The organism is Methylorubrum thiocyanatum (assembly GCA_014138645.1).
GTDB lineage: Bacteria > Pseudomonadota > Alphaproteobacteria > Rhizobiales > Beijerinckiaceae > Methylobacterium > Methylobacterium thiocyanatum.
In genome coordinates this window covers 19,394-31,854 of the sequence record JACJIB010000004.1, presented here as the reverse complement: position 1 = coordinate 31,854, position 12,461 = coordinate 19,394, and the positions used below count along the sequence as shown (strand labels likewise).

The 12,461-nt window shown below is 70.9% G+C and carries 11 protein-coding genes and 1 tRNA gene; 7 read left to right on the top strand and 5 right to left on the bottom strand.

From position 1 onward, the window contains the following. Positions 1 to 195 precede the first annotated feature (195 nt). From HNR51_RS11385 to HNR51_RS11365, 5 genes are all read left to right on the top strand, one after another. Positions 196 to 843: a response regulator transcription factor gene (locus HNR51_RS11385; protein WP_182555022.1), complete on the top strand. Its 648-nt coding sequence runs from the start codon at positions 196 to 198 to the stop codon at positions 841 to 843. 192 nt (positions 844 to 1,035) lie between these two features. Beyond that, the gene (locus HNR51_RS11380; RefSeq protein ID WP_012456557.1) at positions 1,036 to 1,827 is read left to right on the top strand and encodes a LuxR C-terminal-related transcriptional regulator; all 792 of its coding nucleotides are present in this window, start codon (positions 1,036 to 1,038) and stop codon (positions 1,825 to 1,827) included. 187 nt (positions 1,828 to 2,014) lie between these two features. Next, positions 2,015 to 2,833 (top strand): glycosyltransferase family 2 protein, encoded by an 819-nt coding sequence (locus HNR51_RS11375; protein ID WP_012456558.1) that lies wholly within the window; start codon positions 2,015 to 2,017, stop codon positions 2,831 to 2,833. Positions 2,834 to 2,915: 82 nt separating this feature from the next. Next, positions 2,916 to 4,118, top strand: coding sequence for a glycosyltransferase family protein (locus HNR51_RS11370; protein WP_182555021.1), 1,203 nt, complete (start codon positions 2,916 to 2,918; stop codon positions 4,116 to 4,118). Between the two features lie 338 nt (positions 4,119 to 4,456). After that, positions 4,457 to 4,530, top strand: a tRNA-Gln gene (locus tag HNR51_RS11365). Between the two features lie 90 nt (positions 4,531 to 4,620). Here the strand turns inward: HNR51_RS11365 and HNR51_RS11360 are convergent. The 5 genes from HNR51_RS11360 to HNR51_RS11340 are packed head-to-tail and all read right to left on the bottom strand — an operon-like array spanning position 4,621 to position 10,871. Further along, complete coding sequence (locus tag HNR51_RS11360; protein ID WP_239681487.1) at positions 4,621 to 5,478, bottom strand: DUF1194 domain-containing protein; 858 nt, start codon at positions 5,476 to 5,478, stop codon at positions 4,621 to 4,623. Between the two features lie 15 nt (positions 5,479 to 5,493). Further along, positions 5,494 to 6,468 (bottom strand): FAD:protein FMN transferase, encoded by a 975-nt coding sequence (locus HNR51_RS11355; RefSeq protein ID WP_210279995.1) that lies wholly within the window; start codon positions 6,466 to 6,468, stop codon positions 5,494 to 5,496. Positions 6,469 to 6,478: 10 nt separating this feature from the next. Continuing rightward, a complete protein-coding gene (locus HNR51_RS11350) occupies positions 6,479 to 8,584 on the bottom strand; it encodes a 4Fe-4S binding protein (RefSeq protein ID WP_182555019.1) in 2,106 nt (701 codons plus the stop codon). Beyond that, a complete protein-coding gene (locus tag HNR51_RS11345) occupies positions 8,584 to 9,597 on the bottom strand; it encodes a YVTN family beta-propeller repeat protein (protein WP_052300075.1) in 1,014 nt (337 codons plus the stop codon). Before HNR51_RS11345 ends, HNR51_RS11350 begins: the two co-directional genes overlap by 1 nt. Positions 9,598 to 9,644: 47 nt before the next feature. Beyond that, positions 9,645 to 10,871 carry an ABC transporter substrate-binding protein gene (locus tag HNR51_RS11340; RefSeq protein ID WP_182555018.1) on the bottom strand — a complete coding sequence of 409 codons (1,227 nt, stop codon included), beginning with the start codon at positions 10,869 to 10,871 and terminating at the stop codon, positions 9,645 to 9,647. Between the two features lie 196 nt (positions 10,872 to 11,067). Between HNR51_RS11340 and pedF the strand changes: the two genes are divergently transcribed. Next, positions 11,068 to 11,490, top strand: a complete 423-nt coding sequence (pedF, locus tag HNR51_RS11335) for a cytochrome c-550 PedF (RefSeq protein ID WP_141953851.1) — start codon at positions 11,068 to 11,070, stop codon at positions 11,488 to 11,490. A gap of 14 nt (positions 11,491 to 11,504) precedes the next feature. Further along, complete coding sequence (locus tag HNR51_RS11330) at positions 11,505 to 12,377, top strand: substrate-binding periplasmic protein (protein WP_182555017.1); 873 nt, start codon at positions 11,505 to 11,507, stop codon at positions 12,375 to 12,377. The last annotated feature ends 84 nt before the right edge of the window (positions 12,378 to 12,461 follow it).

The following is a 12,461-nucleotide window of genomic DNA, read 5'->3' as shown; positions in this document are numbered from 1 at the left end:
GCGGTAACAAAGCCGCCCGAAAGTACATAATCGAAGTATCGTAGTCTGATCCGCGTTGCCCGCATTGTCGCATTGGCGGGTTGCTCGTGTGTCGAAGACTTCGATGAATGCTCCGTGCAATGATTCCGGCAGACATCGCCTTGTCACGAAGCGGTCTGGAGCGATGTCGCCCAAATTGGGAGTATATGCGCGGTTATGTTGCGGATCATCATCGCAGATGAGCAGAAAAGCTTCCGCACTGTGCTGCGCAGGAGTCTGGAATCGAATCTCAGTGGCGTTGTCGTCGAAGTCTCCAACCCCTCCGATCTGATCAACGCTCTCAGATCTCCACTGAAGACCGACCTCGTCATCGTCGGGTCGCGTCTCCTTCCCGCTGGTGATCCGACTTATCTGGCCGCGCTGAAGCGTGCGGCCGGAGCCGTGCGCCTCCTGCTCGTCGTCCCCCATGCCTCGGCCGACCTGTTTCAGGACGCCTTGAGCCTCGGCTTCCACGGCTTGGTTCTCCGGCGGCAGCGCCACGAGGAGATGCTCGAGGCGATCCGCACGACCCTCGAGGGCCGGCTCTACGCCCCCGACGCCATCCTCGCCGTGAAGCCGACGGCCGCCGCGCCGGCGATGCGCCAGCCCGAGCGCGGAACGCGGACGTTCGGACTGACTCTTCGTCAGCGCGAGGTTCTGGCCCTGATCGGCAAGGGCTTATCCAATCGAGAGATCGCGGCGGCCCTGAGCATCGCCGAGGCAACGGTGAAGATTCATGTCTCCGCCGTGATCCGAATGCTCGGAGTCAGAAATCGCACAGAGGCTGCTCTCCTGGCGCCGACCATCCTGAAGGGTCAAGTCTAGTACCAATGGGATAGGTCCTGTTGGGGTGTCCAAGTTTTTTCTGACATGACAGGAAAGCTTCCATTCGGTCTAGTTAATTTGTGCCTAACATCCTGCGGCGCACAATATGACTGTGCGAACGACCCGAATAGAACGTGGCGGTCGGGAGTATCGGGCGCGGGAGGTTGTCGGCAGATGAGGGGAGTAGCTCCGATGGAACATATCGACACGCTGATTGTCAGCGACAATCGCATGGTCAGAGAGAGCTTGGTTGCGCTTCTGTCCGGTACGCGCTTCACGGTACGGCAGGTCGCAGCCAGCCCTGCGCTGCACCTGTCGGGTTTGGAGTCGGGGCTCGCGGCGGCACGCTTGGCGCTGGTGGTCATCGACGAGGAGGCGGCGGGCATGATCGGGCAGGTCGCCGAGGCGCTGCCCGAGGTCCGGATCGTCGCGCTCGCGCTGCGCGACACCGAAGGGCTGATGTTACGCAGCCTTCAGCTCGGGGCCTCGGCCTATCTGACCGAGGACGTTTCCCCAGCCGATCTTCTCAAGACCCTGGAGGTGGTGATCGCCGATTGCGCGGTGCTGCCGATGAGCTTCCTCGGACGCCTGTGCCTCGCGGCCGAGCCGGTGCGGGCCCCCGGCCCGGTCGCCGCGCTCACCGGACTCCAGCGTGCGGACGGAACCTCGCTCTCCTCCCTGTCGAGCCGCGAGGTCAACATCCTCGAAGGCCTCGCACTCGGCGAGTCCAACAAGGTCATCGCCCGCAATCTCGACATTGCGGAAGCCACGGTGAAGGTCCACGTCAAGGCGATCCTGCGCAAGGTCCGGGTGAAGAACCGGACGCAGGCCGCGGTCTGGGCGATGAACAAGGGCATCGTCAGCAACGGCAGCGTCCCCACCGAGCGGTTCGGGGGCCTCGTCCCGCCCCTCCCCCTGGTCGGCGGCCGCGACAGCTTCTCCTCCAACGCCCTGTCGTCGGGCGCTCTGGCGGCCGTCGCCTGACGCTCGCGCGGCGCCGCAAGGGCCCCGGCGCCGTCCGTCCCCAAGATCTCGCGCGCGGGACCCTATGCGCGTGCGGATGCTGCTGCGGATGCGCCTGCGCGCCCTCCCGAGGGCGCTCCTCCCTGCGTCCCTTCTACGCCCTTTGTGCGATCGAAATCAGAAACGAGCCAGAACGAGGAAGACGGCCATGAAGGTGTCCGTGGTCACGCCGACGCTCAACGGCGTCGAATACCTGCGCGAATGCATCGAATCCTCGCGCGCCAGCGCCCGCAACGGCATCGAGGTCGAGCACATGATCGTCGATGCGGGCAGCACCGACGGCACCGTGGAACTCGCCCGAAGCCTCGGCGCCACGGTGCTCCAGGGCAAGGATCGCGGCATTTTCGACGCGATCAACAAGGGCTCCTTCGCCGCGTCCGGCGAGCTGCTCGGCTTTCTCGGCGCCGACGACGTGCTGCTCCCGGGCGGCCTGGAGGCCGTGGTCGCGGCCTACCGGGGCAGCCGTCGGCGCTGGGTCGTCGGCGGCATCCGCTGGATCGACGGGCGCGGCCGGGGCCTGGGCGGGCTCGCGGCCCCGCCGAACTGGATGACGCCGCGCATGCTCGTGTGCCTCGGCTGGAACCCGGTGATGCACATGGCGACCTACATCTCGCGCGACTTCTACGCCGAACTCGGCGGGTTCGATCACGCCTTCAAGGATTGCGGCGACTACGAGATGTTCTGCCGGGCCCTGGCGCGGGAGCCCTATGCCCGCGTCGGCCGCCCGGTGGCCTGCTTCCGCCGCACGGGGCAGAACAACAGCGCCAACCTCGCCCACAAGGCGCGGGCGCTGGGTGAAGTCGCCCGCGTGAAAGCCGTGCACGGGCCGTCCTCCCGCGCGGAGGAGCGGTTCTGGCGCTACGCGCTGAAGGGCTACTTCAACGCCCGCAACCCGGACTGGCTCGTCAGCAAGCAGCTCGATCTCGGCCGCAGCCGGCTGAAGCTTCAGCCCCACGCTCATTTCTGATGTCCCGCACGGGCTCCCCTCGATCCCGCCGGAAGGGCGGGGGCCGTCGCAGGCGCGGCCCCGCAGCCGCCACGGAGCCGTCATGGAGACGTTGAACGACCGCTCCCGCCCGACGTCGAAGGCGTCGGAGGCGCCGTCGGAGGCCCGGCCCGATCCGCCGCGGATCCTCGAGTTCGGCCTGATGCCGCTCGTGACCAACGCTTTTCCCGAGCGCACGACGTTCCTCGACACCCGGCTGCGCTGGGCCGATGTCCGCACGCGCGCGCCGCGGTCCGGCAGCTTGGCCGCGCGGGTGCTGAGGCTGGCGCGCCGGGTCGCCGGCATCGGCCATGCCTGTCTCGTCCAGGACTACGACATCGTCGTGGCCCGCTGCGTCGGCCCCGTGAACAGCGCCGGGCGCGCGATGCCCGTCCACGCGGCCCTGAGCCTGCTCGGACTCGCCTTCCGCGGGCTCGTTCTGTTCGCCGCCCGGGGGCCCCGCGTCCGGCTCGCGATCCTCGACGTCACCGACCATCTCACGATCCACCCGCGCGACCGGTCCTTCCTCCGGCGCTGCGACCTGTTCTTCAAGCGCGAACTCGCCGCCAACCCGTGGAACACCCTCGAGACGGTGCTGCCCCGCGGCGCCTGCGCCGGCCATGCCCGGCAGGACCCCGCCTGCCTCGCCCTCCGGGCCAAGCTGCGCCCCTTCGCCCTCGGAATCGAGGCCGCGGCGCTGAAGCCGCCGGTCCCGGCCTCCGCGCGCCGCTATGATCTGTTCTATGCCGGCTCGGCGCAGGGGATCGCCTTCCGCGAAACCCTGGCCGGCATCCTGCCGCGGCTCGCTACCCGCGGCTGGCGCGTCCACGCGCCGACCCATCGCCTGAGCCGGGAGGCCTTCGCCGACGCGATCACCCGGAGCCGGTTCTGCCTGTCGCCGGGCGGTGTCGGCTGGGATTGCTACCGGCACTACGAGGTGGCGGCTTTGGGCAGCGTGCCGATCTTCGACACCCGCCCGTTGACCGGCATCGAACCCTTCCTGCACGGCCGCGAGGGATTCTACCTCGATCCGCAGGAGGATCTGGAGCGCGCCCTCGACAGCCTGCTGCGCACCGACGACGCGGCGGTCGATCGGATGACCGCCGCGGCGCAGGCCCTGGTGACACGGGTCTACACCTTCGACGCGCTGGCCCGTTACGTGATCGCCGAGACGCTGGCGCTGGGCCCGGCCCCCCGCCCCGCCCCCTCCGCTCCGCCGGAGGAAGCGCTTATCCCGGCCGAAGCCGGCCACCGGCACCCCTCCTAGGGCCGTATCCGACCGGATCGCCTCAGGCCGGAGCCTCCCGCGCCTCGGGTCCACGCGCCGGCCCCTCGACGAGACGGGTTCCGCTCCGTCGGACCGCGCTCCGAACGCAGCCCTCTCCGGATTGGCGCCGCCGCGCTGCCGGAGTGCGGGCATCCTTGCCGGAGAGTCTCGCCCCCGGGTCAGCGTGGCAACTTGGCCGCACTCCGACAATCCCGCTCTCATCCGTGTTGACGCGGCGCGCCTCACAGCCTATCTGACGCCAGCACCGAGCGCGGGGATCCGGCAGATGGTTCCCCGTTCGCATCCGGCCGATCCGGCCTGCGATGCAAGGGCTCCGGTGGGGGATAGTTTAACGGTAGAACCGCGGACTCTGACTCCGCTAGTCCTGGTTCGAATCCAGGTCCCCCAGCCATCCATGTTCACCCGCCCGATCATCGATCCGGCGGGTTTTTCCATTGTCCGATCGGATTGCGCGGTTTGACCCGCCCGGCAACGTGTGCCGTCACTCCTCGCGCTTGCCGGCCGCGAGGCCGCTGACCTCGATCACGAATTTCCGCCGCAGGGCGCGCGAGAAATCGCCGTATCCCGCTGCCTTCAGCAGGAAGGCGCCGGGCCCGGCGACGACGTGGGCTCCGTACCACTGCGCCAGATCCGTCCGCTCCTGCGGCAGCGGCGTGGCGCGCAGCCCGTAGCCGGGGGCCCGGTAGGCACCGGCGCCGACCACGTCGTTCTCGCCCGGTACCAGGATCGGCAGGCCGTTGATCGTGGCCCCGGTGGCGAGCAGCGCCGTCCGCTCGGCCTCGAGATCGTCCGGATCGGTGCAGTTGTCGATGCCGTCGCCCGAGACGTCCACGACGATCCGCTCGGCCGGCACCGGCAGGGCCGGGATCACGCTGGCCGTGACGGTGCGGAACATCTGGCCGAGGCAGGTGAATTCGCCCGACTGCCGCGGTGTGGCGCGGACCTGGGCCGCGGTCGCCAGGGCGTCGGCGCGGGTGGCGATCCGCCGCCAGCCCAGGGCCAGGCCCGCGCGGTCGGCCCAGGTGACCATCGCGAACAGGGTGCCGCCGGGATGGCCGGTCATCGCCGCGATCACGCCGGGATCCTCGAGCGCCTCCGCGATGCCCTCCATCTGCAGGCGGAAGCGGCTGTCATCGACCGATTGCGACACGTCGACGGAGACGACGAGGGCGACCGCGGCCGTTTGTTCGGGCCGCGCGCCCCCGGCGGCCTGGAGGGCCGGGAGCGCCGCGGCAGCCGCGAGGCCGATGCGGGCGAGGCGGCGCAGACCCCGGCCGGAGCCCACGCGGTGGCCGGTTGCCGGACGCAGCCGGCGGGGACGGGATCGGAATGGCCACATCAGCGGGGCTCGGAATCAGGTCTTGCCGGTGAAGCGGACGGTACAGCCCGGCCACCCGGCCACGAGCCGGCCCCCTTCCTCGGACCCGAGCACCATGCAGGCCGTCGACAGGCCGTCGGCGACGAGGCCGGTTCCGGCGGTGACGGTCACGGAGGCGAGGCCGCGCGGAGAGCGTCCGGTGGCGGGATCGAAGATGTGGTGGTCGGCCCGATCGGGTGAGAAGCTCATGCCGTAATCGCCCGACGTCGCGGCGAAGCCCGAGAACGGGGCGATCACCGCCGACAATGCCTCCGGTCGGCGCGGATCGGCGATGCCGAGCTGCCACGGCGCACCGTCGGGATGGGCGCCGATGGCGCCGAACTCGCCGGTATCGACGAAGGCGTCCGCGATGCCCTGTGCGCGCAGGGCCGCCATGACCCGGTCGGCGGCGTGGCCCTGGATCAGGGCGTTCAGCGTCAGCGCCGTGCCAGGCTCCAGAACGATCCGCTCCGGCGTGAGCGCGACCCGGCGCCAGCCGATCCGGGCGAGCGCGTCGCGCAGGGCGCTCGGATCCGGCCTCTCGCCGCGTGCGGAAAAATCCGACCAGACCGGCCAGAGCGGCTGCACGGTGGGATCGAAGGCCCCGTCCGTCCGCTCCGCGAGGTCGAGGGCGAAGCGCAGCATCGCCACGAGGTCGGCCGGCGGCGCGTCGAGCCGCCCCTCGCGGTTGAGGCGCGACAGGGCGCTGTCGGCGCGAAACAGGCTCCCGGCGGCCTCGACCGCGCGCATGGCGGCAAACCCGTCAGCGAGGCCGGCGTCGAGCGCGGCCGGGTCGGTGCCGGCGGCGGTGAGCGCGACGGTGGTGCCGAAGGCGAGGCCGGCGCGGGTGCGGGTCGCGAGGCCCCGCGCGGCCGCGAGCGTCCGGAAGGCGGCGGGGCCGCTCAGGGCCGCGAGGCCGGCGAGCCCGGCCATGCCGAGGAGGGCGCGGCGCCGGGACGGAGGGGGCGTCATCGGCACGGCCTCACTCCGCCGCGACCGGCTGCAGCGCGATCCGCCGTCCGCGGCGGCGCGCGACGACCTCCGGCACGCATTGCCCGGGATCGTGGATGATCGTGACGCAATCCATGCACTGGAAGCACTCGGGATAGTCGATGCGGCCGTCAGCGCGGATCGCGCCGTAGCGGCAGCGCACCTTGCAGAGCTGGCACGGGCTGCCGCATTCGGCCCGCCGGGGTATCCAATCGAGCAGCCGCAGCCGGCCGAGGACGGCCAGACTCGCGCCGAGCGGGCACAGGTATCGGCAGAACCCCTTGTAGACGAAGAGGTTGAGGACGAGCAGGCCGAGCGCGTAGGCGACGAACGGCCAGGCACGGACGAAATACAGGGTGATTGCGGTCTTGAACGGCTCGGCCTCGGACAGGCTGTCGGCGAGCGGCGAGCCTGTCGCCGCCGCGACAAGGATGCCGGCCAGCACCACGTATTTCGCCAGCCGCAGGGTATGGTCGAGCCGCGGCGGTACCGTGACCTGACGGATGCGCAGGGGCTTGGCCAACCACGCGACGAATTCCTGCAATGCGCCGAAGGGGCAGAGCCAGCCGCAGAAGGTGCCCCGGCCCCAGACGAAGAGCGTGGCGATCACGAAGGCCCAGAGCAGCAGCGAGGGCGGGTCGTAGAGCAGGAAGGCGAGGTCGTGCGTCACGGTGGCGGCGCGCACGAGGCCGACCAGGGTGACGATGGAGAGCTGCGCCTGCGCGTACCAGCCGATGAAGAGGAGCGTGAAGGCAAGGTAGGCGAGCCGGAACATGGGGAAGCGGCGCCGGTCGGCCACGAGCCCGCGCTGGCGCGCCAGCACCGGCACCAGCCCGGCCAGCGCCAGCGCGATCATGCCGAGTTCGACGCCGCGCGCCCGCCACGGATCGGTCCAGCTCGGTCCCGCCTCCGCCGCCTCGCGGACGAAGAGATCGGCGGGCAGCGCGTAATCGGCGGAGAACTCGCGGGCGATCTTTTCCGGGAAGATCTGGCCGCGCTCGCGCACGAGCTTCGTCGTCAGGGTCCAGGGGGCGGAGGGGTCGAAGCCCGCCGCGCCCGTGATCCGCAGGATCGTCCAGGCTCCGTCCGGCAGGGCGGGCGCGGCGCCGCGCCGCTCGATCGCCATGTCCCGGGCGTTCACGGCGAGGCCCCCTTGCGTCACCGTCAGCCGGTCGGGGATCGAGCCCAGCACGAAATCCTCGCCGAGGGGGGTCTCGGGACCGTGGCTCACCACCATCACGGCATGGTCGCCGGGGCCGAGTTCGCGGGTCAGCGCGGCGAAACGCTCGGCCCCGAGCAGGGTCCGGCCGATCGCCGGCACGTTGAGATAGGCGAAGGTCAGATCGATCAGCGGCGCCGCGGCCGGTCCGTCACCGGCGCCCGCCACGCCCGCGTCGCGGAAGGCGGTCTCGGCCCGTTCGTTGCTGACGGTGAGGCGCCGGAGCCAGCCCCGCGCGGTCAGCTCGGCCACCGTCGGGGTTTCGCCGGTATCGGGACGCGCCTCGACCTTCAACCCGACATTGGCGGCCCCGAAGCCGAGCTTCGCCCGGGCCACGGCGAGGGAGGCGGCGAGGATCGATTCGTTGATGACCCGGGTCGAGGCCGTGGCCATCGAGATGCCGTCGACCGTGGTCTGGGGCGCGGCGCCCGAGCCGCGGGCGTTCGGGCGCCCGACCCGGATCGGGCGGCGGGCCGACATCCCGACATATTGCTCGACGAAGGCGAAGAGCGGTTCCGAGCCGAGACCTTCGAGGAAGACCGGCTCGTGATGGGAGACGACCCGCACGTCGCGGAAGGTCCCGTCGGGGGCGAGCGCCACCAGGAGATCGGGCGGCGTGCCGCCGAAGCCGGGGATCGGTGCGAGGTCGATCGACTCGAAGGCATAGGCGAAGACTTCGTAGCTGCCGGCCTCCTGCTTCAGGATCGGCCAGACCGGCAGCGTCGCGTCGCGCTCGCCGACCACCAGCGGTGCGGGGAAGTAGCGTTCCATTCCGGCCCGGTCGAGCGTGCCCGCCGCGGCGAGCGGGACGGCCAGGAGCAGGGCGAGAAGCGCGAGGAGTGCCGGCCGCAGGAGGTCCGTGGCGCGTCGAGCCGCCATCACGGGGCGGCGCCCGCCGACCGCTCGGGCGTGCCGGAAGCGGGGCGCACGGCGACGCCCCAGGGGAAGCGGCCGACCTTGACGCTGCGGATCGGGCGCTGGGTCGCCACGTCGATCACGGTGACGTCGCCCGACACGCCGTTTGTGGTGAAGAGCCGCGATTCGTCGGGCGTCATCGCGAGCTGCCAGACCCGTCGGCCGACGAGGATGTAATTCACGACCTTGTAGGTCTTGGCGTCGATCACCGCGACCCGGTCGGAGGGGCCGAGCGCGACGAAGGCGAAGCGTCCGTCCCGGGTCAGGGTGATGCCCACGGGCTGGAGCCGGTCGGCGGCGATGCCCTTCACCGCGAATTCGATGGTCTCGACCACCTTGCGGGTGGCGGCGTCGATCACCGCGACCGTGCCGCCGATCTCGGAGGAGGCCCACAGCATCCGCCCGTCCGCGGAGAAGGCGGCGGCGCGCGGGCGCTGGCCCACCGGGGTCGCGTCGGTGGCAGTGAGCGTCGGCACGTCGATCCAGTGGACCATGTTGGTGGTCTCGGAGGTGGTGACGGCGGTCTTCCCGTCCGGGCTCACCGCCATGCCCTCGGGCTCGATGCCGACATCGATCTGGGCCAGCACTTTTCGCGTCTGCGCGTCCACCACGGTGGTGGTGGCGTTCTCCTCGTTGGCGATGAACAGGGTGCGGTCGTCGGGGGCCAGCGCGAACTGCTCGGGGTCCTCGCCGGAGGGCAGGTTGTGGCGCAGCGCGCCCGTATCGGGGTCGATCACCTGCACCGCGTCGGAATCGCTGGCGCAGACATAGAGCGTCCGGCCGTCGCGCGAGAAGGTGAGCCCGCGGGGGCGCCGGCCGACGGGGAAGCTGCGCGTGACCTCGAGGGTTGCTCCGTCGATCACCGAGACGGTGTTGTCGCGTTCGTTCGAGACGAAGATTTCCTGCGACTTTGCCGATCCGGCGAGACCGAGCAGGCCGGCGCAGAGGAGGAGGCGTGCGGTCGCAGCGCGGTTCATGAGGCGGGTCCCACTCTCGGTTACGGCGTCAGCGGACGGCACGCGCATCAGCCCGGCTTCCGAAAGGCCCGGCACGCGCTCTCCGGCTCGTCGGGGCCGAGCGTGTCGAGTTCGGTGCGGTGATGCAGGAAGCCTTCGATCGGAGCGGTGGCGGTCACCGCGCCCGGCCAGAGCAGGAAGACGGGCTGTCGCAATTGTCCGTCCCAGGCGCGGAAGCTCAGGGGCCGCCCCTTGAAGCCGCCGACCTCGAAGCGCGGCGAGAGCACGAGTGCCGCCACGGTGTCGGAATCGGTGCTGCGCGCCTGGACCGCCGCCTCGCCGAGCGCGTGCACCGCCATCCAGCCGGCATAATCGATCGGGCGCATCGCCCGGCCGGCGAGGCGGCGGAACCGGCTCTGGAGCTGCACCGCCGCCCAGGCCTCGACCGGGCGGCCCCAGGCGGCCGGCGTGAGCCCCTGCGTGCCGATGACCGGACGCGCCGCGGCGGTGTTGTAGACGAGGTTCGCCCCGAACGCCCCGGCCTCGTCGGCGACCGCGACCACGTCGTGCTCGGGACCGCGGGTGGGCAGCACGAATTCGCGCAGCGCCGTGTCGCGGGTGTCGCCCCCCTGCGGGTCGAAGCGGGATTCGGCGACGATCCGCGCGCCGAACTTCTTGGCGCTCGTCTTCAGGGCCTCGGCATAGAGGGCATCCGCCGGAGCCGGGCCGGAGAGCAGCAGGATGCGGGTCCAGCGCTTGTAGGCGAGGAACTGCACCAGCGCATCGGCGAGCATCGCCCGCGAAGGCAGAACGTGGAGCAGGCGCGGCCGGCAATCGGCCTCGCGCAGGCGTGAATCCGGCGCGCCGACATTGAGGAACACGGTGCCCTTGGCCTCGGGCATGTCGGCGAGCGCCAGCACGTCCTCGGCGGGCGCGTTCAGCACGACGAAGCGGGGCCGCTCGCCGAGGGCGCGGAACGCGGCGCGAAGATCCTCACCGGGTTCGACGACGCGGCTGTCGAGGGTGAAATTCAGGGCGACGAAGCGGCCGGTGGCGTTCGAATCCTTCAGCCCGAGTTCGGCGCCCTTCAGCCCCTCGTCGTCGGGGATCGGGTCTTCGTTGTTGAGGGGCGTCGGGCGCTCGATGCGCCGCTCGAGATAGTGGATCGCCAGCGGCTCGGCCTGCGCCGGGAGGGCCAGCAGACCGAGCAGGATCAGGCCGACGCGGCGCGTCCTGCGCCGCGGCGGCGTCACCCGGAGAGGGCCGCCTTGCCGTGTCCCGAGCCGCGCCAGCATCGCGCCCTGCTCGCCTCCCGATTGTTGTTGGACGAGTGATACCGGCGAACGGGGCGCTGCCGGTATTGGACCAAGGTGCTAGCGGCGGCTGCCGCTCACCGCCCTCCCGGCCCCGTACCAAAGCACAATGGGTTCGGCCGGGCCCGCTTGCTAACCGTCCTTCCTAAGAATGAGCCTAAGAATGGGAGGAATGAGAATGAAGGCTGCACCCCTCAAGGGCGGGCTTCTTGCCGTCGGCCTTGTCCTGTCCGTGTCCGCCGCCCTCGGCCACGGCGACGTGCAGCCGCAGCCCGTCGACACCACCGGCCTCGCGCCGCTGGGCGAGACGTGGCGCGAGGAGAACCCCTATCGCGGCGACGCCAAGGCGATCGCCATCGGCGATTCCGGCTTCAACCAGAACTGCGCCCGCTGCCACGGCCTGCAGGTGATCTCGGGCGGGCTGGCCCCGGACCTGCGCTACCTGCCGCTCGGCAAGGAGGGCGACGAGTACTTCGTCGAGCGCGTCCGCCACGGCGCGACCACCAACGGCGTGATGAAGATGCCGGCCTTCGAGGGCGTGCTGTCGCAGGAGGCCCTGTGGTCGATCCGCACCTATATCGAGTCGAAGCACGAGGAGTAGGACACCTGTCGCCGATGCGTGCCCTGTCCCGCCGCGGCTTCGCCGCCGCCCTCGCGGGCCTGACCGTCGCCGGAGCGTTCGCAATCGGGCCGGTATTCGCGCGTCCCTTCGACGAGGTGATGGCCTCCGGCGTTCTGCGCGTGGCGATCTACGACGACAACCGCCCCTTCTCCGAGGCGGCACAGGCGGGCCCCCGCGGCATCGATGCGGACCTCGCCCGGGCGATCGCCGAGCGGCTCAAGCTGAAGCTCGACCTGCGGGTGGTGGATGCCGGCGAGAACGTCGACGGCGACTTCCGGCTCAACCTGTGGCGCGGCGATCTCGCGGGAACGCCGCTCGCCGACCTGATGCTGCACGTCCCCCACGACCGCATCCTCGCGACCCGCAACGAGCAGATCTTCCTGACCAATCCCTATTTCGAGCAGCGCCTCGCCTTCGCCTACCATCGCGGCCGGATCGAGGGTTTCGAGGGCGTGCGCGACTTGGAGGGCAACGCCGTCGCGGTCGAGGGCACCAGCGCCTCCGACAGCCTGCTGATGAACGCCGAAGGCGGCCGTTTCCGCGGCCAGGTCCGGCATTTCCGCAGCTTCGACGAGGCGGCGAAAGCCTATCTCGCGGGCGAGACCCCGATCCTCGCCGGCACCCGCGCCGGCATCGAGGCGGCGCTCGCCGCGGCCGGCGTTGCGGGGGAGGACAACCCCGTGGTCGAGGTGCCGATCCCCGGCCTCGTGCGGACGCGGTGGGAGATCGGCGGCGCGGTCCGCAGCGATTCCCGCGACCTCGCCTACGCGGTCGGCGACGCCCTCGCCGCCCTGGCGCAGGAGGGACGCCTCAAGACGATCTGCGCGACCTACGGCGTCACCTACGCGCCGCCGCAAGGGTATTGAAATCGTTCCACGCTCATCGGAGCGATGAGCGCCGGATCGCCATGCGACCTGCGGGTCAGTTCGCCCGGGAATGCTCTCGGTGCA

Excerpts from the sequence above, each read along its gene's own strand:
- HNR51_RS11385 (WP_182555022.1), top strand. The coding sequence starts at position 196 with ATGTTGCGGATCATCATCGCAGATGAGCAGAAAAGCTTCCGCACTGTG.
- HNR51_RS11380 (WP_012456557.1), top strand. The coding sequence starts at position 1,036 with ATGGAACATATCGACACGCTGATTGTCAGCGACAATCGCATGGTCAGA.
- HNR51_RS11375 (WP_012456558.1), top strand. The coding sequence starts at position 2,015 with ATGAAGGTGTCCGTGGTCACGCCGACGCTCAACGGCGTCGAATACCTG.
- HNR51_RS11370 (WP_182555021.1), top strand. The coding sequence starts at position 2,916 with ATGGAGACGTTGAACGACCGCTCCCGCCCGACGTCGAAGGCGTCGGAG.
- HNR51_RS11360 (WP_239681487.1), bottom strand. The coding sequence starts at position 5,478 with ATGTGGCCATTCCGATCCCGTCCCCGCCGGCTGCGTCCGGCAACCGGC.
- HNR51_RS11355 (WP_210279995.1), bottom strand. The coding sequence starts at position 6,468 with ATGACGCCCCCTCCGTCCCGGCGCCGCGCCCTCCTCGGCATGGCCGGG.
- HNR51_RS11350 (WP_182555019.1), bottom strand. The coding sequence starts at position 8,584 with ATGGCGGCTCGACGCGCCACGGACCTCCTGCGGCCGGCACTCCTCGCG.
- HNR51_RS11345 (WP_052300075.1), bottom strand. The coding sequence starts at position 9,597 with ATGAACCGCGCTGCGACCGCACGCCTCCTCCTCTGCGCCGGCCTGCTC.
- HNR51_RS11340 (WP_182555018.1), bottom strand. The coding sequence starts at position 10,871 with ATGCTGGCGCGGCTCGGGACACGGCAAGGCGGCCCTCTCCGGGTGACG.
- pedF (WP_141953851.1), top strand. The coding sequence starts at position 11,068 with ATGAAGGCTGCACCCCTCAAGGGCGGGCTTCTTGCCGTCGGCCTTGTC.
- HNR51_RS11330 (WP_182555017.1), top strand. The coding sequence starts at position 11,505 with ATGCGTGCCCTGTCCCGCCGCGGCTTCGCCGCCGCCCTCGCGGGCCTG.